This window comes from Phytohabitans flavus (genome assembly GCF_011764545.1).
Classification (GTDB): Bacteria; Actinomycetota; Actinomycetes; order Mycobacteriales; family Micromonosporaceae; genus Phytohabitans; species Phytohabitans flavus.
In genome coordinates this window covers 4,986,677-5,011,720 of the sequence record NZ_AP022870.1, presented here as the reverse complement: position 1 = coordinate 5,011,720, position 25,044 = coordinate 4,986,677, and the positions used below count along the sequence as shown (strand labels likewise).

Sequence of the window (25,044 nt, the reverse complement as noted above, 5' to 3'; positions counted from 1 at the left end):
ACCGGTCGTTCGGCCCGGCGCTAGGTGTGGGTCGGGGTCAGGCCTCGTCGGGGTCGAATGTGTTGGAGACGGGGTGCTTCGCGTTCTCCGCCAGGGTGTGCTGGCGCAGTGCGCTGCCGCCGCCGAAGCTCGTGGCACCGGCGGCGCTGAGGGCCGCGGTGGCGCGTGCCGTCGCGGTGGTCGTGGCGGCGAGTGTTGGCAGGGTGGGGTCCGGTGGGCGCCGGAGGTGGAAGTCGGTGACCGCCTGATAGGCCGCGACGACCGACAGCAGCCGCTGCTCGCCGAACGGCGCCCCACCGAGCACCACGCCACGGGGAACCGTGAGCCCGGTCGTGTTGTCCGTGCCGAATCCGATGGGCATCGAGATGGTCGGCAGGCCGGGCCGGTTGAAGTTGCCGGCGTTGACGAAGGTGACGTCGCACTGCGCGAAGAGCTGCTCGACGATCCGCTTGAGCAGGATCAGGTTGGCCTGCTGGAGCTTGAGCAGCCCGGGACCGGAGCGCAGCACGAAGGGCAGGAAGCCGTCCAGCCGCGGACCGAACAGCCGCACGTCCTGCTTGAGCCACGGCATGAAGTAGTGGGCACCCGAGGCGTGTTGGGTCTCGGCGAGGTCACCGACCAGCAGGTTCCACTCGTCGGGCATCGTCACGTCGACGACGCGGTAACCGATGTCGGCGAGTACGCCGAGCATCGTCCTGCGCAGCGCGACCTGTTGGGCGTCGCTCACGGTCAGGAAGTCGGGCGGCACTCCGACGGTGGTGCGGTAGCGCGGCACCACCTTGCGGCCGCGGGTCACCGGCGTGGCGGCGGTGACGAAGTCGGGCACCGGAGGCAGGCCGCGGGTGCGGGGATCGTTCCGGTCAGGTCCGGCGAGCGCCTGAAGGATGATCGCGCAGTCCTTGGCGTCGCGTGCCATCGGGCCGGTGCGGTCGACGGTGTAGGTCAGCGGGATGACGCCGTACAGCGAGGTACGGCCGAAGGTCGGCGCCATGCCGGTGAGGTTTTCCGCGACGCTGGGCCCCGTGATCGACCCACCGGTCTGCGTCCCGATCCCGCCGGTCGCCAGCCGTGCCGCGACTGCCGTTCCAGTGCCCGAGGAGGAGCCCGCGGGGTTGTAACGGATGTCGTCCGGCGTCCAGGCGTTGCGGTTGGTCGGGATGTTGGTCCCCGGGATCACGCCCCGGCCCGAGGCAAGCGCACCCATCTGGGCCTTGCCGAGCATGATGGCGTCCTCGTCGCGCAGCCGGGCGATGCAGGTCGCGTCGTAGTCAGGGACAAAGCCGAGGAAGATCGGGCTGTTCGCCGTCGTCGGCATGTCGTGGGTGTAGTAGTTGTCCTTCGGCGCGAAGGAGATGCCGTGGAGCGGGTGCGGCTTGCCACGCTTGCGGCCCAGCGCCCGCGCCTCGGCGAGCAGCTCGGAGCGGCTCTTGAGGTGGTTGAAGGCGAGGTAGATGTCCTCGTACTTGTCGATCCGGTCCAGATAGGCCTCGGTCAGCGTCACCGGCGAGAGCCGTCCGGTCCGGATCAGTTCGGCGGCCTCGGCGATGGTGAGCTCGGTCAGGTCACCGCGGGCGTCGGGGCGCACGTTCCTGGCGTAGGCGAAGGGGTGCGCACCCAGCGGCACGGGCGCCGCGGACGCGGCTTCCGGCAGCCAGGCCGCGGCCGTGGTGCCGGCCGCGATGGCCGCCGTACGCGCGAGGAACCACCTGCGATCGATGGTTTTGTCTTGGGGAACCTCGTCGAGATTCGCATCGGTGTCGACGACCGGGACGGTGTCTGTCATCGGATCACCTCGTCCACTCGAGGAACGGCGTCGGATACAGGGTTGTCGCGTCGGCCTGGCCGTCCACCTCGTAGGCGGCCAGGATCGGCTCCTTGGCGAGGATGTTGATCGAGGCCTCGATGATGCGGGCCTGGTCCATCGGAGCGGCTGGGTCGTTCACGGGAAGCACAGAGATGTCGATGTCGAGCAGAGCGAAGGTCGATCGGGCGATGGCCTCCAGCTCCGCGCGTGTCGGGGGTGTCACTGCCATGTTTCACCTCCTGAAGCAGACAGACGCGGGGCCAGGACCGCGACAATGCAGTCCGACCACCGCGTCGGTCCAGATCGAGGAACATGATCTTGCTGGGGTCGCGTTTCCAGCGATCGACCGGAACGATTACGGCCACGTAACCGGGCCGGTGGCACTGTCACCGGCACGTGGCAGCCCGCGCGCCTCTTCCGAAACATTCTCGGTACATCTTGACGTGCGTCACTGTTATCGTTCACAGTCCATGTGGTGGTGCGTTCAGCTAGCGCCCCGGTTGGCTACCCGTCGCCGTACAGCTCTGCATAAGCCTGCCCGGATCGTCGCGGTCAGGCCTGTTAGCGCTAACAGATAGCAGTGTCGATGCGACGCGCTTCGTGTCGGCGGTACGAGATGATCGAAAGGAGAGGTGCGATGCCGGTTGGGTCTGCGCGCACCGCGCGGTGGCGTCGTGGGTGGCGGTCGGGGTTGGCCGCCGCTGTTGCCGCGACGGTCGTGGGCGGCGCGCTCGTCACGGTGGCCGCGACGTCGGCTTCGGCGGCCACTGTGGACACCACCGCCTGGTATGTGCTGGTGAATAGGAACAGTGGCAAGGCGTTGGACGTGTACAACCTGGCCACCAACGACGGCGCGCGGATCACACAATGGGCGCGTAGCGACGGTGCGTGGCAGCAGTGGCAGTTCGTCGACTCCGGGGGCGGATACTACCGGCTCAAGTCCCGCCATTCGGGCAAGGTGCTGGACGTCTACAACTGGTCGACAGCTGACGGTGCCGCGATCGTGCAGTGGGCCGACGGTAACGCCGCCAACCAGCAGTTCCGGCTCGCCGACTCGGACGGCGGCTACGTGCGGCTGATCAACCGGAACAGCAACAAGGCGGTCGAGGTGCAGGGTGCCGCGACCAACGACGGTGCGAACATCGTGCAGTACGCGGACTGGGGCGGCAGCAACCAGCAGTGGCAGCTGGTCCGCCTCGGTGGGACGACGCCGACGAATCCGACGACGCCGCCGCCCGGCACGTGCGCTCTTCCAACGAGCTACCGCTGGACATCGACGGGCCCGCTGGCCAACCCGAGGTCGGGATGGGTCTCGCTCAAGGACTTCACCTACGCCCCCTACAACGGCAGGCATCTCGTCTATGCGACGACGCACGACACGGGAACGAGGTGGGGGTCGATGAACTTCGGCCTCTTCACCAACTGGTCCGACATGGCCTCGGCCAGCCAGAACGCGATGTCTTCCGCCACCGTTGCGCCTACGCTCCTCTACTTCGCCCCAAGGAACATCTGGGTGCTTGCCTATCAGTGGGGTGGCACCTCCTTCTCCTACCGGACGTCGAGCGATCCCACCAACGCGAACGGATGGTCATCGCAGCAGGTGCTCTTCTCCGGAAGCATCGCCGGCTCCAGTACGGGACCCATCGACCAGGCACTCATCGGTGACAGCACGAACATGTATCTGTTCTTCGCCGGGGACAACGGCAGGATCTACCGGGCCAGTATGCCCATCGGAAACTTCCCCGGCAGCTTTGGCACGACATCGACGGTGATCATGAGTGACACGACGAACAACCTGTTCGAAGCGGTCCAGGTCTACAAGGTCCAGGGCCGAAACCAATACCTCATGCTCGTCGAGGCGATCGGCGCGCAGGGTCGCTACTTCCGCTCGTTCACAGCCACCAGTCTGGGCGGCTCGTGGACACCACAAGCCGCGACCGAGAGCAACCCCTTTGCCGGCAAGGCAAACAGCGGCGCCACCTGGACCAACGACATCAGCCACGGCGAGCTGATTCGCGGCAACGCCGATCAAACCATGACCATCGATCCCTGCAACCTTCAGTTGCTCTACCAGGGACGTGCCCCCAATTCCGGCGGCGACTACGGCCTCCTGCCTTACCGACCGGGTCTGCTGACACTGCAACGCTAGCCGCGGGGATCAGTCGACCGGTGCGCCGTAGCCGACGAGGAGCTCCCGGGCCTGGCGGCGGTGCTCGACCACGGCCGTGGCGTGCGGGTCGGCGAGCGCGGCGAGCGCGAGGTGGGCCTGCGCCCGCTCGTACGGCAGACTGGCGCGGGTGGCCGCCGCGAGGGCGTCGTCGTGGAGCGGCCGCGCCTCGTCCGGGCGACCGGCGAGCCGGAGCGCGGCGCCGAGCCGGTTGGCCGCGTACGCGGTGGTGAAGAGGTCGCCGAGGGTCCGCATCATCGATACCGCCGTGCGGACCTGGTCGAGGGCGGCGGCGCTGTCGCCGCCCATGGCCAACGCCAGGCACAGGTCGGCACGATTCTCCACCTCGGCGATCGGGTTGCGGGTCTCCTGCCGCAGCCGGAGCGCGCGGGTGAGCAGCAGGATGGCGACCCGCGGGTGACCGAGGGCCAGCCGATTCAGCGCCATGTGGTGGATGCCCCTGCCGAGGTAGAGCCTGGAGTGGCCGCGCGCCCAGGCCACCGCGACGCGTGCCTCGGCGATCCCGGCGCGCGGGTCGCCGAGCAGGCGGTAGACGTGCCCGAGGTCGAGCCGGGCGGACATCTCGGAGTCGCGGTCGCCGATCGCCACGGCGGCCGCGATCGCGGTCCGCGCGGACTCGACCGCGTCGGCGAGCGGACCGGTGTTGCGGTACAGCGACGTGAGGTTGGCATGGACCCGCATCTGCGCCCAGGTGTCGCCCAGCGCACGGTGCCTACGCAGGGCGAGCTTGAGGTACCGGAGGCTCTCCGCCCGGTCGCCGAGGACGAGCAGCGTGCCGGCGAGCAGCCGTTGCGTGGTCGCGATCATGTGCTGGTCACCGGCCTGCCGCGCGGCCTCGAGGGTGCGCAGCTGGAGCCGTTTGGCGCTGTAGTGGCGGCCCTGCCGGAAGTGGTACCCGAACAGCGCCTCACCGAGCCGGCCCGCGTCGCGGCGCAGTGCGGGCAACTGGCACGCCTGCTCGATCGCCGCTGCCATGCTTGGCGAGTTGTCGTCGAGCCAGCCGAGGCCCTCCGCGTGGTCGCGGAACGGCCGCGCCGTCACGGCCGGCCCTTGGTCGTGGTCCCGCGGGTACCAGGTGGTGATCGTGCTCTCCACCCAGCGGACGGTCGCGACGAAGTAGCTCAGCAGCCGCCCGGTGGCGGCGACGGCCTCGTCCGGCGACAGCAGCGACCGGGCGAAGTCGCGGACGAGGTCGTGCATGCGGTAGCGGCCTGGGGTCTCGGCCCACAACAGATGCGATTCGACGAGGTCGTCGAGCACCGCCTGGGCCCGATCGACCGGCAGGTCTGCTATGGCAGCGGCGGTCCACAGCTCGAACCCGCCGCTGGGGTGGGCGCCCAGCAGCCGCAGCATCCGCCGCGTGGGGTCGGCGAGCTGCCGGTAGGAGATGGTGAATGTCGCCGCCACGGTCTGCCCCTCGGCCGCGACGTCGATGGTCGCCGGTACCTCGCCGCGCAGCCGTTCGACCAGCGCCCGGACCGTCCACAGCGGACGGCTGGCGAGGTACTGCCCGACCAGCCGGATCGCCAGTGGCAGGCTGCCGCAGAGCGCGCTGACCACCGCCGCCTCCGCGACTTCGCGATCGATCCGGTCCCCGACGATCTGCCGTAACAGGTCGGTCGCGTCGTCGACGTCGAGCGGCATCAGTGAGAGCGTCGGCGCGCCGGCCAGCAGGCCGAGTCGGGTGCGGCTCGTGACCAGGGTCAGCGCCGCGGCGTCGACGGGCAGCAGCGGCTCGATCTGTGCGGTGCTCGCGGCGTTGTCAAGGACCAGCAACATCCGCCGCCGCGCGGTCTCCGCACGCCAGAGAGCCAGCCGGTCGTCCGGGTCGTCGGGTATGCGGCCCCGCTCGACGCCGAGCTGGCGCAACAGGACGGCCGCGGCGTCGATCGTCGAGAGTGGAGCGGCCCCGTGCCCCTGGAGGTCGAGGAAGAGGTGGGCGTCGGGGAAACGATCCCCGACGCCGTGCGCGACCGAGACCGCCAGCGCCGTCTTGCCGACCCCGGCCATCCCGTCGACCACCGCGAGAAACGGCTGGTCGGTGTGGACCGCCTCGTCGATACGCCGGCGCAGCCACCGCTCCTCGTCGCCGCGGCCGACATAGCCGACCGGTCGCCGCGGCAGGTGCCGCGCGCTCACCTCCGCGGGCCCTTCGGCGGCCGCTGGGCCGCCGGACCCGCCGTCGACCGCCGTCGCGCCACCCCGGAGCAACGCCCGCACGAAGCCGTCACGCTCCTCATCGGACAGTCGAAACGCGTCGGCCAGCAGGCGGATGGTCACCGCCCTCGGCACCCGGATCCCGCCCGACTCCAGTGCCTGGATGGTCCGCACACTCACGCCGGTCGCCGCCGCCAGCTCCTCCTGCGACATGCCTATCCGTCTACGATGGACCCGTACCACGTGCGCCGACATGGCCCGCCCCCAGGCTCGTCCCACCCCACTGGCCACGCTGCCTTCGACGGCGCGCCAACGAGGCTACACGTCGGCCATCGGCGTCGGGCCGCGGATAAAGCTCCAAAATCAAGGAGATTGAGCTACCGCGACGTCCGCTGTGGTCCAGACCGTCGCTCCCGCGGCCTCACCCTTCGCGGTTGGCAAAGCTCACCCGGGTCGCGGTCGGCCGACCGCGACATTCGCTGCCGGGTCCGCGCTCCGGTCCAACCTGGACCCAGCTCGCCGGTTGGGCGGGGGCCGTCCAAAGGTAGACCTGCGCCCGAAGGGCGCTCGGTTTGCCTTGATCGGCGCTACGACGGACGCCGCCGTCTGGCAGATCATGGTACTTAGTTGCCTCTGGAGGGGCGGTTGGATACCACGATCTCTCGCGGGGTCGGGGTTGGGCTTGGACCGCGGACGTGGCAGCGGAGGTCGGGGGTTTCGGGGAGCGCTAGCGAGCCGCCGGCCTGCGCGGTGCCCGCGGGAGCATACGGTCAGCGACTGACGCGGACCGGGGAAATATCCATCTCAAGAAAAATTGAACGGCCCGCGCGGAGGGGGGCTCAGTCGCCGATCGCGTCCTTCATGCGCTCCTCGGTCCAATATTCAGACGGGTCCGTGGCGCCGGGGCTCGGGTTGTGTGTCTCGACGACCGGGCCGGGCGTGGGGCGCGCCGCCTCAGCGTCGCGCATCGCGATGATCACGGCGACCGCGGCCACGGCCAGCACCGCGGCGCCGGCCACGCCGAGCAGTACGCGGTATGACATGCGGTGTGACATGTCGCCTCCCTGGGTCGGGTGGGTCGCATACCAGTCTGCCTGGTGTGCCGCGCGGCACACCAGGCAGACCGTCATTTCACCAGGTGTCGTTCGCGTACGTGTTGTAAAGCGTCCCCACCACCGCGGCGGAGAAGTACGGCGAGCCATTCGTGTTCGTGCCGCTGGAGTAACTCATCACTCCGTGCACGTCACCACGCCTGTTGGTGTTGTCGTAGCTGTAGTACCAGGGACCGCCGCTGGAACCGCCGCCGAAGCCGCAGTCCATCTCGATCCGGTTGCTGCCCGCGTCTCGCGACGTGCCGGAGCAGACCCACTGGATCTCGCCGCTGTCCCTGTTGCTCGGGTAGCCGAAGATGTCGTAGTGGTACGCGCGGCCACCGCCGGTGAGCAGCCCGTTGGCGCCCACCGCGTCGACGATCGACCGGCTGCCGTAGACGAGCGCGACCGCCACGTCGTACTGCCGCTCGCGCGTGCTGATCCAGCCGCTCGGCACCGCGAGCGTGGACCAGTCCCAGGTGCCGTACGGCTGTGCGCCGTTGCGGTACGACGGCACGAACATCCAGTTTGCGGTGTGCCAGTTTCGGCCCGGCCCGTCGTGCACGCAGTGCGCGGCGGTGAAGACCATGTTGCGCGCCGGGCTGTTCACCACGCTCGCCGAGCAGTAGTGGCCGAGACCGTCCGTGGAGCTGGTGTAGAAGATCTTCCCCACGGTGATCGACTCGTTCAGCTGAGTGCCGAAGCCGCTGCCGCCCTTCGGCGCCACCGACTCGGCGAAGCGCCGCACCTGCTCCGGCGCGGGGCTCTGGGTGACCGGGCCGGCGGTCTTCTCCACCTCGTCGGCCGGCGTGGCCGCCGCCATCCGCTCGGCCGTCCAGTACGCCGCGGCCTGCGAGCCGGATCCGGCCTTGCGCTCGATCGACGCGACACTGGCCGGTGCGGCCGTGCCCGGCGTGGTGTCGGTGTCGGCCTGCGCCGGCGTGCCGGCGAGGACCGCCGGCAGGATCAGGGCCGACAGGGCCAGGAGTCGTATTGACGTTCGCATGAAATCCTTCCCAGTGTTTCGATTCCCGGATCGAAAACTGGAGCGCCCCCGTGGTTCATCGCGACACCGGAAACGTATCGATATGCGAAGACGGCTGTCAATGAATCAAGGACGTCAATTCCTGCTGTGTCGGGTTTGCGATCGACCGCCGGTGCCTGCGATGTCGCTGTTACACTGCGGCTGTCGGCGTCCTTAGTGGCGATCATAATGACCGTCATGATTCAATTGGATATCGAACTTGATCGCCGAAACCGTCTTCCGGGGTAGCGTGAGTGGCGATCTATAGCCTTTAAGGGCGTTGCTGCCGATCCCGGCCGAGTAGCCGGTGCGCACGAACTCGCGTCCGCCGCCGTCGCGCTGTTGATCGTGTGCGGACGCCCAGCCACCGCGGTCTGATCAAACCCCCGCTTCTCGTGAGAGCGCTCCCGCGCCTATCGTGGGGTGGGTGTCGCCGTTGGCTCGGCGGCGCAGGAGGCGTGGTTGGCATGAGCGGCTCGAGACCGACGATCGAGGATGTGGCGCGCGTCGCGGGTGTATCCCGCGCTACCGCCTCGCGGGTTATCAACGATGCGCCCGGAGCGTCTGACCTGCTCCGGCGACGCGTTACTCAGGCCATCGCGGATCTGGGCTACCGCCCCAACGAGACCGCGCGGGCGCTGGCCTCTGGCCGCCAGCGCACCGTCGACCTGATCGCGGTCATCGACAATCCGGACCTCGCCCTCGGCGCGCACCCGTATTACAGCCGAGTCCTCGCCGGGGTGGTGACCGCCCTGGAAACCGTGAACGTCCAGCTGCGCATCCAGGTGGTCGCCGAGGAGGACGCGGCAGGCAGGATCGACACGATCGCGGCGGACCTCACCGTCGGTGCGATCCTGGCCAACGCCACCCCGGACCTCGCCACCCAACTCCAGCACCGCAGCCGCAAAGTGGTGTCCCTCGTGCCCACGGCGCCGTCCGTGCCCGTGGTCGAGGCTGACAACGCCGGCGGCGCCTATGCCGCTGTGCGACACCTGCACAGCCTTGGGCGGCGGCGGATCGCCGCTATCCATGGCCCGGACCTCAACACCTGCTCCATCGCCCGGCGCTCCGGATACCGGCGTGCCATCAACGCGTTCAAGCTCCGTGACATCGGCACCGCGGGCGGCTTCACCCGCGAAGGCGGCCACGCCGCGGCGCTGCGACTACTCGACGAGCACCCCGACATCGACGCCATGTTCGTCGCCTGCGACCTGATGGCGGCCGGCGCGATACAGGCGATCACCGCCACCGGCCGGCGGGTACCGGAGGATGTGTCCGTCATTGGCTTCGACGACAACGTCGTCGCGATCTGCACCAACCCGCCGCTGACCACGATGCGGCTGCCCACCGAGGAGATGGCCACCGCCGCTACGCGAATGCTGCTCACCGGCACCGTCACGCCCGGACATCGGGAGCGGTTCACGGTCGAGCTCGTCGAGCGTGACAGCACCAGCGAAGTGGGGTAGCCGGTTACGGCGCGGGTCCGATGAGGACGGTCGTAGGATTCCTGAGTGGACCCGATGTCGACGTTTGTGACCGATTGGGCGCGGCTGTCCGTCAGCCACTGCCAATACGAGGTGACCGCTGTGCCGGGCGCGTCCGGCGTGGGGATCTACGCCCTCGGCGACGACCTGCTGCACGTCAACGGGCCGAATGAGTTCACCGGTTTTTGCGGCATACACACTGGCTGGATCGAGGCACGCGTCCGTGTCCTGCCCGGGCCTCCGGCGGATGTCGACGCCGGCTGGGACGCGATCAGTGAGGCGACGCTCTGGTGTCCCAGCGGCCTGCTGTCGGTGATCGGCCTGATGGGCGGCACGGCGGAGGCTCTCACCGACGTCGCCGTCCCGCCCGGGCTGATTCGGGTGCGGGTGCACGCGCGTCACCGCCTGCACGAGACGGTACGCACCGACGACGACCCGCCCGAGCAGCATGAGCTGCATGTCTGGGCGGTGTCGGAGGAGACGCCTTGGCGCACTGTGTTGGACGACCCGGGGGACGCGACTGGGAGCAGAAGCCGGCGAAGGCCGCCGAGTGGGCGATGCTGTCACTTGTACCGCGGCCGTCCGGCCGTCCGGCCATGCTGTCGCCGCTGCCACTTGACCCGTACGAGGACGACGCCGGCCTGTCCCGGGTGGCGGTGGTCCGCCACCGGCCCGCGCCGGTCGAGGTCCCGGTGGGAGTGCTGCCCGCCGGCGACCTGGAGGTCCGGCTGGAGCGGGTCGACGGCGAGACTCTGAGGTGGTCGTGGGCCACCGCCGACGAGCCGATCTTCCCTCATCCGCTGGCCACGCTGCCGGACGACGAGCCGAGTACGGTACGGCTGACGTCCGGCCCCGACGGCTTCACGCTGCGGCACGAGGGAGTGCTGGGCCGGCACGCCTTCGCCCTGGGCCTGATCTGGGACCAGCTGCTCGACACCGCCGGGCCGTATCCGTGGGTGGAGACGTTGCGTCGGCAGGCCGCCGAGGCGACCGCGCAGGCCGAGAAGACACGCCGCCTGCGGGCCGAGCGCGAGGCCGAGCGGTGGGGAGGTCCACCGCCGTCGGATCGTGTCCGTGGGCTCCTGAGCCAGGCACAGTCCCTGGCCCGGATGGACCGCCCGATCCTCGACCGCATCGACGCGCTGCCCGCCGCCCGGCAGCGCGAGGCAGCCTGCTGGGCGGCCCGCCGCGCGATGCGTGTGGCCGGGCTTGAGGGGATCGGGTGGATTGCCGAGGTGCTCGCCGCCGCCGAGGCCGACCACCCATTGCCGCCATCCTTCACCGAGCAGGGCGGCGCCCCCGCGTTCCACCGGCTTCTGTCCGATCCCGAGGTGCCGCACACCACCGTCCCGCTGCGCATAGACTCAAAAACCTTCGGCATACACAGCGTCACCGAGATGCTCCAGCAGGCCGCCGCGTTCCCCGCCCTGCTAGCCCTGGCGAATGACGATCCGCTGGCCGCCGCGATCGACGCCGTCTACAACGCGGCAATCGCCCACGGCGACGACCGCGACCGCTTCTTCACCGACGCCCACACTGCCCTGCGCTGAGCCTTCAACGCGAGCAGCCCGCCCGGACCTTCATTTCCACATCGACGCCATCGTCGGCGACGACGACCTCGTCGCCGTTGTCGGTGCGGCCGGCCGCGCAGCACAAGCCCCTAGCTCGCCCCGCCAACTGGTCTGGCTGGTGCGCGTCAAGGACGGCCGCATGGCCGAGATGTGGACCTACCACGAAAGTCGGGCCTAGAGACCTTCTGGCCTCGGGGTCATCGGCTCCGTCCACAATGGCGGCTGCGGATTCATTGCCTAGTGAAGATGTGAGCCGCGGGAGCGACGGTCCGGACCACCGCGGACATCGCGGTAGCCACCCAATCTCTCTGGTTTAGATCCCTATCCGCGACATACAGTCCGCTCCAGCGCGACGCGCCACACAGATTGGATCATTGCCTGGCCTTTAAGTAATGTGGGGCTATGTCGAGCCCTGAGGCATCCACTTTGGGGGCTTTCGGTCACGCCGCCAGCCCCTGAACATCTGAGTTCCTAGCCCTCCCTGCCCGTCGCTTCCGCGCGGGCCGGTCTGTTGGGTGCGCCCTGGGGTCTGGCCGTGGTGACGAGACGTCTTCTGTTCGTTCTCTCGCCTCGGAGTCCTGGATGCCTCTCGCGCTCTACTTGCTTGCCCTGGCGGTCTTCGCCATGGGCACCTCGGAATTCATGCTTGCCGGCCTCGTGCCGGAAATCGCCGCCAGCCTCGACGTCTCGGTCGGGGCCGCCGGCCTGCTGACCTCGGCCTTCGCGGTCGGTATGGTCGTCGGCGCACCCGGCCTGGCCGCCCTTGCTCGCCGGTGGCCAGCACGGACCGCACTTCTCGCGTGCGTACTCATCTTCGCTGTCTGTCACGTTGTCGGCGCGATCACCCCGACCTTCTCCGTCCTATTCGCCACTCGTGTCGTGGCTGCTTTGGCCAACGCCGGCTTCCTGGCGGTTGCGCTCAGCGCAGCGACCAGGGTCGTGGCCGCGGATCAGAAGGGCCGGGCTCTGGCGGTCCTGCTGTCGGGTACGACGGTGGCCACCGTCGCCGGTGTGCCGGCTGGGGCGCTGCTCGGCACAGCGCTGGGCTGGCGGGCGACCTTTTGGGCGATCGCGCTGCTTTGCGTTCCCGCCGCTTTCGGTATCGCTAAAGGAATTCCCGATCGATCCGTCAATGCATCGTCCGGCCTGATCGCTGGCCCGTCTCTGCGATCAGAGCTGGCCCAGCTCACCTCGCCCAGGCTGGTCCTGGCCATGCTGCTTGCCGCGCTGGTCAATGCCGGCACGTTCGCCACCTTCACCTTCCTGGCACCGATCGTGACCGTTACCGCCGGTCTGGGCGAGCTGTGGGTCTCGCTGGCCCTGGTGCTTTTCGGCGTCGGATCCTTCATCGGCGTCACGGTCGCGGGACGCCTCTCCGACCAGCGTCCCGGCCTCACCATCGCCGCGGGAGGAGCCTTGCTGCTGCTGGGCTGGGTCGCGCTGGCGATCCTCGCTGCTCATCCCGTGGCGCTGCTCGGCCTTGTCTTCACGCAGGGCGCCCTGGCCTTCGCCGTGGGAAGCACCTTGATCGCACGCGTGCTCTACGAGTCCGCGGGTGCCCCGACCATGGGTGGTTCGTACGCGACCGCGGCACTCAACGTCGGAGCCGCCGCCGGCCCGGCCCTCGCGGCGGCGGCCCTCGCCGTCGCGGCCGGCGAGCTGGGGCCGGTGTGGGTCACGGTCGCGCTGACCGGGACCGCCTTGCTCATGGCGCTACCGCTGCTCCAGGCGATCGCACCACGGCCCCCCGAGCCCGCCAAGTGACTGGGCTGCGTCATCGCGCAACTTCGGACACGAATCGGCTACGGGTCGTATTCGTCTGGTCGGCGATTGGTTGCATGACTGCGCATCCCTCTCGCTGATCGTCATACGTCGATCACATGATGCTAGGAGGTGGGCAGTGACATCACGTAGAGCCGTGTCACCAGGACGGCGTATGCGGTTACTCGCCGCGGTTGTGGTCATCGGCGGGCTACTCGTCAGCGCACAACCCGCGCTGGCCGGGACGCCGGCCGCCGGTGACGGCGCCGCGGCCCTACCAGCCGCGCGGGGCGAAGGTTGGCAGCCCGAAATCCAGACACCCGACCCGGTGACCCTTCCCCGCACCACCAAAGAGATCACGCCGTTCGCGACACCGCTGAGCCCTACTCAGCCCAAGGCGCTGTCGGGTGCCACGAAGGGTCCCGGCGCCACGCTCAAGGCGGACGGCGCGGCCCGCGCGGCGATCCGCAGGGCCGACATGCCAACCTTGCGGGGCGCGTCGCCGCAGGCCGGGCCCGACGACCCGCCAACCGGGCTGTACTGCACCGAAGCGATCACGCGGAGCACCTCCGTCAGCGGCACCCCCAATCAGACCAACTACGCGGCGAGTGTCTCCTACCTGGCGGAGTTCGGCTGCAACTTCTGGCTCGACGCGGCCTACATCGCCACCGGCGTGATCGACCGCGGTCGCTTCGACGGCCAGTTGCTCTATACCTCGGCGCCCCGCTCGTACGGGCAGACCTACTACGGCGCGAGCTCGGGCGGCGTCGGCATCCCCGCTGAGCTCTTCGACGGCGGCCGCAACGTGGAGATCGCCTTCGAGCTGTACCTGTTGGCTCCGATCGGGGTCTACTGGGGCGGCTGCTTCCCCATTCCAGGGTTGCGCTACCTGCTGTGCGAGGGTCTCGGCACGGACCTGCTGCACATCGTGGTGGGCACCGGGCCGTTCGGGACCGGGCTTCAGCCCCCGGTGATCCGGCATGTCGCACTGGGTGACTCGTACTCCTCAGGCACCGGCGCGCCACCGTACTCCGACGCGTTGTGCCGGCGGTCGCCCGCGACCTTCTCCAACCTCATCACGGGGACACTCCTGCCGGGACTGCCGGTGGACCGGCCCACCCTGGCGGCGTGTCATGGCGCGAAGACCATCGACCTGTACGCGAGCCAGCACCCCGGCGTGCCACCCCAGCTGGACGCGATACAGCCGCACACCCGGCTCGTCACGCTGACCATCGGCGGCAACGACCTCGGCTTCGCGGCCAAGCTCACCGGCTGCTATCTGGGCGCCGACTGCTCCGGAGGGGGACCGTTGGTCACCCCACAAGAGCTTTCCCAGGTACAGGTCCAGCTCACGGCCCTGTACCGGCAGATCAGGGCGGAGATGCACCCCAGCGGCAAACTCATGGTGCTGAGCTACCCGGCCGTCGTGCCCAACCCCGACGACTCCGCGGACCCGCCGCCGGCCCAGGACCGTTGCCCGGACCTGGGCAGCAACCTCATCGAAAGCGAACGGAGAGCGATCTACGCCGCGACCGTCCAGACCGACCGGATGATCCGGGACGCCGTCGTGGCCACGGGCGACTCCCGTGTCGTTTACGTCAACGGGCTGGAGCTCTTCCGCGGCCACCGGCTCTGTAGCGCCAGCGGTGTATGGGCTAACGGCCTCACCTCACCGCTGGCCGACTCGTTCCACCCCAACGCCCCGGGGTACCAAGCGATGGCGACCCGGGTGGCCCAAGTCCTCCCCCCACTCTGACCGCCTCGCCCTAGCCGTCGGGCGCCCTGGTCCGCCACGGGCGCCCGGCCCGCTTGCTCGTCCTGAAGATCCGTGCCGCAGGCGGGTGCCTGAGCCTTATTCTTGCGCCGTGCCCGTATGGGATGGTAAGCGTCGCCTTAGCCGCCGTCGCCGCGGCCAGCTTGTCGCCGTGGCGCTGGTCGCCGGCGTCGCGCTCGTTGCCTCCGGCGCCGCCTGGCTGGTCTTTCCGCGCTCGGCGCCGCCGGCGCTCCCCGACGACAGGGGGCGGTCGAATGGGTTGGTCCGACACCGACACCGGCGACGAGCGCGCCAGCCCGCGACCGGACACTCACCGTCCTCGGCGCCGGTGACCTGCTCGTCCACCCACCGGTATGGCAACAGGCGCAGCGCGACTCCACCACCGATGGATTCGACTTCTTCCCGATGTTCCAGCAGGTGAGCCAAACCATTTCCGGCGCCGACCTGGCGCTCTGCCACCTGGAAACGCCGCTCGCCGGTCCCGCCGGGCCGTTCGAGGGGTTCCCGACCTTCAGCACGCCTCCCCAGGTGCTACAGGGTGTGAAGCAGGCCGGATACGACGGCTGCTCCACGGCCTCCAACCACTCGATCGACAAGGGCGAGGCGGGCGTGGTCCGGACGATCGAGGCGTTCGAAGCGGCGAAGCTCGGCCACACCGGCACCTCCCGCAGCGCTGAGCAGGCGAACACCCCGCTGCTGTACACGGTCCAGGGTGTCAAGGTGGCCCATCTGGCGTACACCTCGCACTTCAACGGGCTGAGCCGACCGCCGGGCAAGGAATGGCTGGCCAACAAGATCGAACCGGCCAGGGTCATCGACATGGCGAAGCGGGCGCGTGCCGCCGGTGCCGAGATCGTCGTGCTCAGCCTGCACTGGGGCACCGAGTACCAACACGAGCCCGACGCCGATCAGCAGAGCTTGGCCCGGACGCTGATCGCCTCCCCGGACATCGATCTGATCCTTGGGCACCACGCGCACGTCGTGCAACCGATCGAGCAGATCGGCGGCAAGTGGGTGGTCTACGGGATGGGCAACGAACTCGCCCGGCATGAAAAGCCCATCAACGGCAACCGCGAAGGGATCATGGCCCGCGCCACCTTCACCGAGCAGGCCCCGAAGCGGTGGAAGGTGACGAAGATTGAGGCGATCCCTACCTGGGTCGACCTAGAACCGGATATCCGCTTGGTCGAGCTTTCCCGCGCACTCGCCGACCCCAAGATTCCGCAGAGCCGGCGGAAAACCTATCAAGCGGCGATGGACCGGATCCGCGGATACCTGTTCAGCCGGGGCGGCCAGCAGGCCGGCCTGGTCCTCTGATCGCCTTTCTTGAGATGGATATTTGCCCCGGTCCGCGTCAGTGGCGGACCGTATGCTCCCGCGGGCACCGCTGCGGTCGGCGGCTCGCTGGCGCTCGCCGAGATCCCCGACCTCCGCTGCCGGGTCCGCGGTCCAAGCCCACCCTGGGCGCGCCTGCCGGGCCCGGTCATGCGGCGGCTGGTTGACAGCGCGCGGGGCCGGTGCTGGAGGTGTTGCTGCCCAAGGGCCAGAAGCCAGGCCGACCACCGAAATGTGAGCAGGATCCCGGACCTACTGGGGTCCTCATTGTGACGGCCATTTCGCACCGACGCTCCCACATTCGAAACCTCGCAAGATTGCCAAATCGAATATCCCTAGATCGACGAATATAACTGGTGGTCTTGGAGTTGATGCGAAACAATTAGCGAGTGTCCAGGGAGGCGTTAGAGCAGCTGCGCGAGGTAGCCAGTAAATGCGCTACCGCGTCGGTCTGGACATTGAGTGATGACGAGCTTGTCGATTCCCTGGACAGCATCCACCAAGCGTTGCAAACGCTTACCGCAGCGCAGTTGCATCTGCTTCGGGAGATCGACGGTCGCGGCCTGCCGATCGCGCAGCACGCCTCCAGCACGGCGGTGTGGTTGCGGGAGCGTCACCGGATCAGCATCCACGCCGCGAAACGGCTGGCCGACCTGGCGAGAGCGGTTGACGAGCGGGCCGCCCTCGACACCGCCCTGGTCGCGGGTGTGGTCAACGCTGAGCAGGCCGCCGTTATCGCCGCCGCGGTCCGGGATCTTCCCGCCGACCTCGGCGCCGATCTGGTGGATGAGGCGGAGGCGGTGCTGATCGGTCAGGCCGAGCAGTTCGAGCCCACCATCTTGCGCAAGGCCGGCGGGCGGATCCTCGCCCACGTCGCTCCCGAGATCGCCGACGCCCGTGATGCCGCCGCGTTGCAGCGGCAGGAGGCCCGGGCGTGGCAGACGCGGGCGTTCCAGCTCACCCGTCTCGGCGACGGACGCGTCCGGGTCACCGGCTGGCTGGACGAGGCCGGCGCGGCGACCGTCAACGCCGCCCTCGACCCGCTGTGCGCGCCCCGCCACGACAACGACGAACCACGCACCCCCGGACAGCGCCGAGCTGACGCGTTGGTAGAGGTGTGCGACCTGGCCACCCGGACCGAGCGGTTGCCGGACAACGGTGGGCAGCGGCCACACGTGATGGTCACCGTTCCGTTCGAACTGCTAGAGCAGCAGTTCGGCATCGGCGTGTTGGACACCGGTGGGCGGCTCAGCCCCACCCAGGTCCGCCAGCTGGCCTGCGACGCACAGATCATTCCGGCGGTGCTCGACGGCGACGGGCAAGTCCTGGACCTAGGCCGCACCCGGCGGCTCATCACCGGGTCGCTACGGCGGGCGCTGGAGCTACGCGACCGGGGATGCGCCTTCCCCGGCTGTGACCGACCGCCGCGCTGGTGCGACGGGCACCACATCCGCTCGTGGGCCGACGGCGGACCTACCAGCTTGCACAACAGCGTGCTGTTGTGCGGCTACCACCACCGCATCATCCACCGTGGACACTGGACCGTCCGGCTCCGCGCCGAGGACGGCAGGCCGGAGTTCATCCCACCCGCCTACGTCGACCCGCGACAAGATCCCCGCCGCAATCTCTACCACCACCGGACCTGATGGTCACGGTGCTGGGTTGATGCGTGGTGAAGGCGATGGACGCCCTCGTGGACGGTGCTTGGGTAGTGGCGTGGACGATCGGGGTTCGGCCATGGGGCGACCAGGTGGTCGCCTTGGCGGGGCGATGAGTTTGGTCGGTTGTGCACAGCGGTGGGTGAGGCCGCGGGAGCAGCGGTCTGGACCACAGCGGACATCGCGGTAGCTCCCATTCTGGGTCAGTAAGTCTGACTTTCGCCGCTCGGCGCGTCGGATGGGGTGGTCTTCGCGGGCTTGTCGAGGCGCAGGATCGTTTCCTCGATCTCCTTGTTTCGCCCGTTGGCAAATGAGATCGCGGTGCCTACGGTCGCGAATCCTGCCCTCCGCAGCACCTTGAGCGATCTGGCATTGTCGCTCGCGGCGCGGGCGAACAGGGGCCGCACGTGAACCGATTCCAGGAGCAGGGCGAGCGCTTGGCTGGCGATGCCCTGTCCCCAGAAGGACCTGTCGATCCAGTACGTGACCTCGGTATCGCCGTCAACGACGAAGCTGGCGATGCTGCCGGCGAGCCGTCCGTCGACGGTGACCGCGCGGGTGGTCACGTCGGGCGACGTCCGGATCTTCGCCATGTGGGCATCGAATGCGGGGCGATCATCGGGATTTTCGGCCGTGAAGGCAGCCATCCGGACCGACTCGGGATCGCGCATCTGCTCGAACAAGGCATCGAGGTCGGAGTCATCGACCGGCCGTAACGCCACCTCAGCCACAACTACCCTCCAACCCTCGGTCCAGCGACGATCAGCGGGGCGAAGATAGCAGCATCTGTGGAGCGCGAAGACTCACTTGCCGGCTGTCGCGTCAGCGAAGGCCTGCGCGGTGAGGTCGGTGACCTCGACGACCTTCGCGCCCTTGGGCGGGGCGAAGGCTGCCGGGTCGACCTGGTCGGAGTAGGAGACCATCTCGATCGCCGTCTTCTCGCCGCCGTGTGTCTCGCCGCTGAACGAGGAGAGTAGCCCGGTGTCGGTCACGCAGACGGAGAACGACTTCATGTCGCCGGACTGGGCGCCGGCCTGTGGGTCCTCGATGCCGTCGACGTCGGCGCAGAGCGAATTCTGGCCGGCGATCTCGCGCTCGCTGGTGCTGACGTCGGTGCCGGGCACGATCGCGGCGGCCGCGACGAGGCCGAGCGCGAGCTCCGGGGTGAGGAAGCCAGCGCCGCCGACCGCCGCGACGAGGTTGGCGTCGTCGGGTCCGGCCACGGCCGCGGTGTTGGGGGCCTGCTGGCACTCGCCCTTGTCACACATGATCATCGCCTTGGGGGTGAAGATCAGCCGGCTGTCGGTGCTGAGGACCGCTGAGTTCGGCGGCTGCTGTACGAAGGTGACGCTCGCGTCGTTGGTCTTGTACTCGGCGGTGTAGGTCAGCTCGGCCGACTTGCCGAGTCGGTCGGAGAACTCGCCGAGGGTTTGGGCGGTGTCGACGGCGTTCTGTACGAAACCGCAGCCGAGGGTGAAGCCGCCGAGCACGACGGCGGCGGCGACGGTGGCGACACGAGCGGTGGTGGGGCGGTGCTTCGTCATGCCGACGATCATGGAGCCGGGCGCGCGGGGGATGCTCGTGCCGGCGTGATCACGGCACGAAGCCGGGAGACTGACTCGGGCTAGGGTGCAGTGAGCTTCGCCTAGACGCCGCACCGAGGCTGTGGCCAAAAGGACCAAAAGGCACTCTCTGTTCACAACGGTGACGGGGGTCACGCCCTCTCGGAGGATGCCCGTAGCACGCGCGACCCCATGACGCGCGGCTTCGGACAGGAGCGACCGCGGTGATGACGACAGCTTCGCGTGCCCGGCTGCGGGCCGGCGCGCTCGGATTGGCCAGTTTACTTCCGTTGATGCTCGGTGCGGCCGCTTGTGCCGAGGGCGGCAATGATGTGGGTGCCTCGGCGGAGCAGGTGGATTACCCGACCAGCACGATCCGCATCATGGCGCCGGCCGCGCCCGGCGGGGGCTGGGATCTGACCGCCCGTACGTTGCAGAAGGCGCTGAAGGACGGCGGTGTCACCACAGAGTCCGTGGAGGTGGACAACGTCACGGGCGCGGCGGGGACGGTCGGGCTGGCGCAGCTTGTGAGCAAGCACAACGCCGATCCGCACCGGCTGATGATCACCGGGCTGGTAATGGTCGGCGGGGTGGTGACCAACAAGTCGGCGGTCAACCTGACCCAGACCACGCCGATCGCCACGCTCACCGCCGAGGCGGAGGTCATCGTGGTGCCGAAGGCTTCCAAGTACCAGACGCTCGCGGACCTGGTGAACGACTTCAAGGCGAACCCGACCGCCATCAAGTGGGGTGGGGGTTCGGCCGGCGGTACGGACCAGATCCTCGTCGGGCTCTTGGCCAAGGCGGCGGGAGTGGATCCGAAGCAGGCCAAGTACATCCCCTACTCCGGCGGTGGCGAGACGAAGGCTGCTCTGCTCTCCGGTGACCTCGGGGTGGGCGTGTCCAGCGTGAGCGAGTTCAAGGAGCTGGTGAAGTCGGGCCAGTTGCGCGCGCTCGCGGTCTCGGGTGCGTCCGGTGTGGACGCGGGTGCCGGTACGCCGGCGCCGACCATCAAGGAGGCCGGCTTCGAGGTCGAGCTGATGAACTGGCGGGGGATCGTCGCGCCGCCGGGGCTGAGCGGGGCGCAGCGGGACGCGGTCGTGTCCATGGTGGACAAGCTGCACTCGTCGCCCGCGTGGAAGGACGCGCTGACCCAGCAGGGCTGGGACGACTTCTACAAGAGCGGCGACGAGGCGAAGTCCTTCCTCGACGCGGAGAACACCCGGATCACCGGGGTGCTCACCGAGATCGGGCTCGCCGGCTCATGAGCACCGTCGCCGACGAGCGTCCACAGGGGACGGTGCCCGGCACCGTCCCCTTGGGGCGGGCGCTCGGGCCGCGAATCGCCGCGGTCGTCGTACTGCTCGCCGGGGCGGGCCTTCTGGTGCGGGCGATCGGGGATGCCGCCCAGCACGGCGTCACAGTGGACGGCCCGTGGCTCGCCCCGCTCATCGTCACCTCCGGCTGGGTGGTACTCGGTGCGACGTACCTCATCCAGAGCTGGACCGCCAAGGCGGCGGCGGGGGAGCGCGGAGAGCGCGCGCCGCGGGCGTCCTGGTTCGTGCCGGCGGCACTGATGGCCGCGTTGGTCGGGTACGCGCTGGTGCTCGAGTACACAGTGGTCGGTTACGTGCCGGCGACCGCGGTCTTCTTCGTGGCCGCCGCGCGGCTGCTCGGGGACCGCCCGTGGCGCGAGGTGATCCTGCGGGACGCGGTGGTGGCGCTGGCGCTTTCGCTGGTCATCTACGTGGCGTTCACCCGGTTTCTGGACATCCAGCTGCCGGCGGGGGTGCTGCCGCTGTGAACGTGCTGCTCGACGGCTTCGCGGCCGTGCTCACCCCGGAGAACCTGCTTTTCGCGATCATCGGGGTCACCGTCGGCACGCTTGTGGGCGTGCTGCCCGGCATCGGGCCGGCGCTGACGATCGCGCTGCTGCTGCCGCTGACGTTCAACCTGGACTCGCCGACCGGGGCGCTGATCATGTTCGCGGGCATCTACGCCGGCGCCATGTACGGCGGCTCCACCACCTCGATCCTGCTCAACACGCCCGGCGAGTCCGCGTCGGTGGCGACCTCCATCGAGGGGTACCAGATGGCCCGCCGAGGCCGGGCGCGGGCGGCGCTCGCGACGGCGGCGATCGGGTCCTTTGTGGCCGGTACCATCTCGACGGTCCTGCTGAGCCTGCTCGCGGCGCCGATGGCGCGCTTCGCGGTGATGTTCCGTGCGGCGGACTACTTCGCGCTGGCCGTGCTGGCGATGGTCGCGGTGACCGCGCTTGTCGGTCGCTCGATGGTCCGCGGGTTGCTCTCGCTCACGCTCGGCCTCTTCCTCGGGCTGGTCGGCATCGACTCACTGACCGGTCAGGCGAGGTTCACGTTCGGGTCGGTCAACCTGCTCGACGGCGTCAACATCGTGGTGGTCATCGTCGGCCTCTTCGCGATCGGCGAGACGCTCTATCTGGCGAGCCGGCCGCACGACGTACCGTCCACAGTGGCACCACTCGAGCCGGCCCGTGGCTTCGCCTGGCTCACCCGCGACGACTGGCGCCGCTCCTGGCGCCCGTGGCTGCGCGGCACCGCGCTGGGCTTCCCGTTCGGCGCGCTTCCGTCGGGCGGGGCGGAGCTGCCCACGTTCCTGTCGTACACATACGAAGCCAAGCGGTCCAAGCATCGCGACGAGTTCGGCAGCGGTGCTATCGAGGGCGTGGCTGGTCCGGAGGCGGCGAACAACGCGTCCTTCTCCGGCGTGCTGGTGCCGCTGCTCACGCTCGGCATCCCCACGTCCGCGACCGCGGCGGTGATGCTGGCGGCGTTCCAGATCTTCAATGTGCAGCCCGGACCCGACCTCTTCGACGAGGGGGCACGTTGGTGTGGGCGCTGATCGCCTCGCTGTACCTGGGCAACGTGCTGCTGCTCCTGCTCAACCTGCCGCTGATCCGGCTGTGGGTCAAGGTGCTCCAGATCCCGCGCCCGGTGCTGTACTCGGCGATTCTCGTGTTCGCGACGCTTGGCGTGTACGCGGTGTCGGGCAGCGTGTTCCAGGTGCTGCTCGCGTACGCGATCGGGGTGATCGGCTTCTTCATGCGCCGGTACGACTTCCCGATCGCCCCGGTGATCCTCGGGCTGATTCTGGGGCCGATGATGGAGGAACAGTTCCGGCGGGCACTGAGCCTTGCGAATGGTGATTTTGGCGTCTTCGTGAGCCGGCCGCTGACGGTGGTGCTGCTCAGCCTCGCGGTGCTGGCGCTCGTGGTGCCGTACGTCCCGCGGCTGCTGGCCAGAGGCAAGGCGGACCGGGTGCCGGCGAAGGTCGCGCTCGGCGAGGACGACTGACCGCGCCGGCCGTCACGGCGCGGCGAGCCACTGGTATCGGCGCTCCGGGCGGCCGGTGCCGCCGTACCGCAACCGGACCTCGGCCTTGCCCGCGGCCACGAAGTACTCCAGGTAGCGGCGCGTGCCCACCCGGGACAACCCGGCCCGCTCGGCGCACTCGGCGGCGGACAGGTCGGCGGCGCAGTCGCGCAGCACCCGCTCGACCAGCGCGGCCGTCGGCGGCGTGAGTCCTTTGGGAAGGCTGACCTGGGCCGGGCGCAACGCACCGAAGAGCCGGTCGATGTCGTGCTGCGCAACCTCGCCGCTGGCCGCGAGGTGGCGGTGGGCAGCGGTGTACCGCTCGAGGTGCTCGCGCAGCGTCTCGAACGTGAACGGCTTGATCAGGTAGTGCACGACACCGCCGCGCAGCGCGGTGCGGACCGTGTCGACGTCGCGGGCCGCGGTCACGGCCATCACGTCGGCTTCGCTCGGACCGTCGCGGAGGCCGCGGAGGACGTCCAGGCCCGACATGTCGGGCAGGTAGATGTCGAGCAGGACCAGATCGGGGCGCAGCCTGGAGACCTCGGTGAGCGCCTCGGCACCGGTGTGCGCGCTGCCGACCACGTGGAAACCCGGCACCCGGGAGACGAAACCGGCATGCACCTTCGCCACCATGAAGTCGTCGTCGACGACCAGCACCCGGACGCCGCCGTCCCCGCTCACCGCGCGACCGCCCGCGTCGTGGCCCGAGGAAGGCGGGCGGTGAACGTCGACCCGGCCACGGCGACCGAGCCGCCGCGCCGCGTGCAGACCAGCTGGATCAGGGCGAGCCCGAGGCCTTGGTGCGCCGCCTTGGTCGTGTACCCCTGCGCGAAGACCCCGCGGGCCAGCTCCGGCTCGATCCCCGGCCCGGAGTCGCGGACCACGACCAGCACCTCCTCACCTTCCGTGGTCACCTCCACCTCGACCCATGCCGGTGCCGTGCCGGTGCCGACCGCGTCGTACGCGTTGTCGAGAAGGTTGCCGACCACCGTGACGAGGTCGGCGGAGAGCGCCTCGTCGATCTCGGGGAGTGCCGACCGCGCCGACACGGTGAACCGGATGCCCTGCTCGGCGGCGAGGCTCGCCTTCGCGATCAGCAGGGCGGCGAGCGCCGGATCAGGTACCCGCGAGGTGACGTCGCTGGTCAGCTCGGCCAGTGCCCGGCTTGCCCGGTTGATGTACCGGGTGACCTCGTCGAACTCGCCCAGCTCGATCAGCCCCGCGATCGTGTGCAGCCGGTTGGTGAACTCGTGTGCCTGCGCCCGCAGCGTGTCTGTGGTGTGCCGGCTGAGGTCGAGCTCATGCTGGAGCGCGGTGAGCTCGGTGCGATCGCGCAGCGTGGTCACCGAGCCGACCTCCCGGCCACGGACCATCACCGGCATCCGGTTGAGCACCAGCACCCGCCCCGCGCGCAGGCCGATCTGGTCGGCGCCGGCGGCCTTTCCGGTCAGCACGTCGAGCAGCCGGGGCTCCAGCTTGAGCGCGTGCAGCGACCGGCCGACCGCGTCCTCGGGCAGGTCCAGCAGGCGGATCGCCTCGTCGTTGACGAGCGTGACCCGATCGGCGGCGTCGCTACCCAGCACACCCTCGCGAATGCCGTGCAGCATCGCCTCGCGCTGCTCGACCAGGCCGGTGATCTCGCGTGGCTCCAGCCCCAGCGTCTGCCGCTTGACCCAGCGGGCCAGCAGCCACGACCCGAGCACCCCGAGCGCGGCACCGAGCAGCAGGTAGGTGAGCAGGTCGGTGGCGGCGTCGGCGAGCTGCTCGGGCCACGTGGGGTACTCAAGGCCCACGACGACCAAACCGACCAGCTCGCGCCTCTCGTCGAGTACCGGCACGTGGGCGACCAGCGCGTCACCGACCACGCCGACCCAGGACTTGCCGGACCGGACCGTGCTCGCGCCCAACGGCACCGGGCCGCTGCGGTCGAGGCCGGTGAGCAGCGTCCCGGTCGCGTCGGCGATCAGCACGAACGAGGCGCCCGAGACGCTGCGGGCCGTTTCCGCCTCGGTCGAGAGGCGTTCGAAGTTGACCGCCGGCTCAGCCAGCTCCTGCCGTACCGTCGCGTTTGCCGCCACCGTCTCGGCGACGGACCGCAACTGTCGCCCCTCGCCGGACCGGAAGCGGGCGTCTGCCTGTGCCACCGAGACGGCCGCGACCGCGCCGACCACCAGCAGCACGATGCCGAGCTGGAGCAGCAGGAACTGCCGGGCGAGCGAGAGCCGCCACGGCCGCCGGAACAGGCTGGTGCGAAACATGGTGGAAATAGCAAACTGCCTAAA

20 protein-coding genes are annotated in these 25,044 nt (G+C 69.4%); 11 read left to right on the top strand and 9 right to left on the bottom strand.

Going from position 1 to position 25,044, the window contains the following annotated elements:
- Positions 1-37: 37 nt before the first annotated feature.
- Entirely contained in the window at positions 38-1,783 is a 1,746-nt protein-coding gene (locus Pflav_RS21840) for an amidase (RefSeq protein ID WP_173037800.1), read from the bottom strand.
- A 4-nt stretch (positions 1,784-1,787) separates the two neighbouring features.
- On the bottom strand, positions 1,788-2,033 hold the full coding sequence (locus Pflav_RS21835; protein ID WP_173037799.1) for a hypothetical protein: 246 nt from the start codon (positions 2,031-2,033) through the stop codon (positions 1,788-1,790).
- A gap of 408 nt (positions 2,034-2,441) precedes the next feature.
- Between Pflav_RS21835 and Pflav_RS21830 the strand changes: the two genes are divergently transcribed.
- Positions 2,442-3,953 carry a non-reducing end alpha-L-arabinofuranosidase family hydrolase gene (locus Pflav_RS21830; protein ID WP_173037798.1) on the top strand — a complete coding sequence of 504 codons (1,512 nt, stop codon included), beginning with the start codon at positions 2,442-2,444 and terminating at the stop codon, positions 3,951-3,953.
- 9 nt (positions 3,954-3,962) lie between these two features.
- Here the strand turns inward: Pflav_RS21830 and Pflav_RS21825 are convergent, their stop codons facing one another.
- The 3 genes from Pflav_RS21825 to Pflav_RS21815 all read right to left on the bottom strand — a co-directional run bounded on the left by Pflav_RS21825 (position 3,963) and on the right by Pflav_RS21815 (position 8,246).
- Positions 3,963-6,404: an ATP-binding protein gene (locus Pflav_RS21825; RefSeq protein ID WP_269474527.1), complete on the bottom strand. Its 2,442-nt coding sequence runs from the start codon at positions 6,402-6,404 to the stop codon at positions 3,963-3,965.
- Between the two features lie 584 nt (positions 6,405-6,988).
- On the bottom strand, positions 6,989-7,204 hold the full coding sequence (locus Pflav_RS21820) for a hypothetical protein (protein ID WP_232071729.1): 216 nt from the start codon (positions 7,202-7,204) through the stop codon (positions 6,989-6,991).
- Between the two features lie 76 nt (positions 7,205-7,280).
- On the bottom strand, positions 7,281-8,246 hold the full coding sequence (locus Pflav_RS21815) for a trypsin-like serine peptidase (RefSeq protein WP_173037796.1): 966 nt from the start codon (positions 8,244-8,246) through the stop codon (positions 7,281-7,283).
- 485 nt (positions 8,247-8,731) lie between these two features.
- Here Pflav_RS21815 and Pflav_RS21810 point away from each other — a divergent pair, with 485 nt between their 5' ends.
- The 6 genes from Pflav_RS21810 (at position 8,732) to Pflav_RS21785 (ending at position 17,835) form a co-directional block, all read left to right on the top strand.
- Positions 8,732-9,730, top strand: a complete 999-nt coding sequence (locus Pflav_RS21810; protein ID WP_173037795.1) for a LacI family DNA-binding transcriptional regulator — start codon at positions 8,732-8,734, stop codon at positions 9,728-9,730.
- Positions 9,731-10,233: 503 nt separating this feature from the next.
- On the top strand, positions 10,234-11,298 hold the full coding sequence (locus tag Pflav_RS21805; protein WP_173037794.1) for a hypothetical protein: 1,065 nt from the start codon (positions 10,234-10,236) through the stop codon (positions 11,296-11,298).
- Between the two features lie 603 nt (positions 11,299-11,901).
- A complete protein-coding gene (locus tag Pflav_RS21800; RefSeq protein ID WP_173037793.1) occupies positions 11,902-13,083 on the top strand; it encodes a Cmx/CmrA family chloramphenicol efflux MFS transporter in 1,182 nt (393 codons plus the stop codon).
- 172 nt (positions 13,084-13,255) lie between these two features.
- Complete coding sequence (locus tag Pflav_RS21795) at positions 13,256-14,836, top strand: SGNH/GDSL hydrolase family protein (protein WP_173037792.1); 1,581 nt, start codon at positions 13,256-13,258, stop codon at positions 14,834-14,836.
- A gap of 213 nt (positions 14,837-15,049) precedes the next feature.
- The gene (locus Pflav_RS21790) at positions 15,050-16,171 is read left to right on the top strand and encodes a CapA family protein (RefSeq protein ID WP_173042567.1); all 1,122 of its coding nucleotides are present in this window, start codon (positions 15,050-15,052) and stop codon (positions 16,169-16,171) included.
- A 407-nt stretch (positions 16,172-16,578) separates the two neighbouring features.
- Positions 16,579-17,835 (top strand): HNH endonuclease signature motif containing protein, encoded by a 1,257-nt coding sequence (locus Pflav_RS21785; protein ID WP_232071727.1) that lies wholly within the window; start codon positions 16,579-16,581, stop codon positions 17,833-17,835.
- 215 nt (positions 17,836-18,050) lie between these two features.
- Here Pflav_RS21785 and Pflav_RS21780 read toward each other — a convergent pair whose 3' ends face one another.
- Both Pflav_RS21780 and Pflav_RS21775 read right to left on the bottom strand, forming a co-directional pair.
- Entirely contained in the window at positions 18,051-18,578 is a 528-nt protein-coding gene (locus Pflav_RS21780) for a GNAT family N-acetyltransferase (protein ID WP_173037791.1), read from the bottom strand.
- 72 nt (positions 18,579-18,650) lie between these two features.
- Positions 18,651-19,391, bottom strand: a complete 741-nt coding sequence (locus tag Pflav_RS21775; protein ID WP_173037790.1) for a hypothetical protein — start codon at positions 19,389-19,391, stop codon at positions 18,651-18,653.
- 245 nt (positions 19,392-19,636) lie between these two features.
- Here Pflav_RS21775 and Pflav_RS21770 point away from each other — a divergent pair, with 245 nt between their 5' ends.
- Genes Pflav_RS21770 through Pflav_RS47555 form a run of 4 tightly spaced genes read left to right on the top strand, consistent with a single transcriptional unit; the run spans position 19,637 to position 22,741 of the window.
- The gene (locus Pflav_RS21770) at positions 19,637-20,677 is read left to right on the top strand and encodes a Bug family tripartite tricarboxylate transporter substrate binding protein (RefSeq protein WP_173037789.1); all 1,041 of its coding nucleotides are present in this window, start codon (positions 19,637-19,639) and stop codon (positions 20,675-20,677) included.
- Positions 20,674-21,213 carry a tripartite tricarboxylate transporter TctB family protein gene (locus Pflav_RS21765; RefSeq protein WP_173037788.1) on the top strand — a complete coding sequence of 180 codons (540 nt, stop codon included), beginning with the start codon at positions 20,674-20,676 and terminating at the stop codon, positions 21,211-21,213. The genes Pflav_RS21770 and Pflav_RS21765 overlap by 4 nt, the downstream gene beginning before the upstream one ends.
- Positions 21,210-22,289, top strand: a complete 1,080-nt coding sequence (locus tag Pflav_RS47560; RefSeq protein ID WP_269474526.1) for a tripartite tricarboxylate transporter permease — start codon at positions 21,210-21,212, stop codon at positions 22,287-22,289. The genes Pflav_RS21765 and Pflav_RS47560 overlap by 4 nt, the downstream gene beginning before the upstream one ends.
- Positions 22,277-22,741, top strand: a complete 465-nt coding sequence (locus tag Pflav_RS47555) for a tripartite tricarboxylate transporter permease (protein WP_269474525.1) — start codon at positions 22,277-22,279, stop codon at positions 22,739-22,741. The genes Pflav_RS47560 and Pflav_RS47555 overlap by 13 nt, the downstream gene beginning before the upstream one ends.
- A gap of 12 nt (positions 22,742-22,753) precedes the next feature.
- Here the strand turns inward: Pflav_RS47555 and Pflav_RS21755 are convergent, their stop codons facing one another.
- Together Pflav_RS21755 and Pflav_RS21750 are read right to left on the bottom strand one after the other, a co-directional pair.
- The gene (locus Pflav_RS21755) at positions 22,754-23,443 is read right to left on the bottom strand and encodes a response regulator (protein ID WP_232071725.1); all 690 of its coding nucleotides are present in this window, start codon (positions 23,441-23,443) and stop codon (positions 22,754-22,756) included.
- Entirely contained in the window at positions 23,440-25,020 is a 1,581-nt protein-coding gene (locus Pflav_RS21750; protein WP_173037787.1) for a sensor histidine kinase, read from the bottom strand. Before Pflav_RS21750 ends, Pflav_RS21755 begins: the two co-directional genes overlap by 4 nt.
- Between the last annotated feature and the right edge of the window lie 24 nt (positions 25,021-25,044).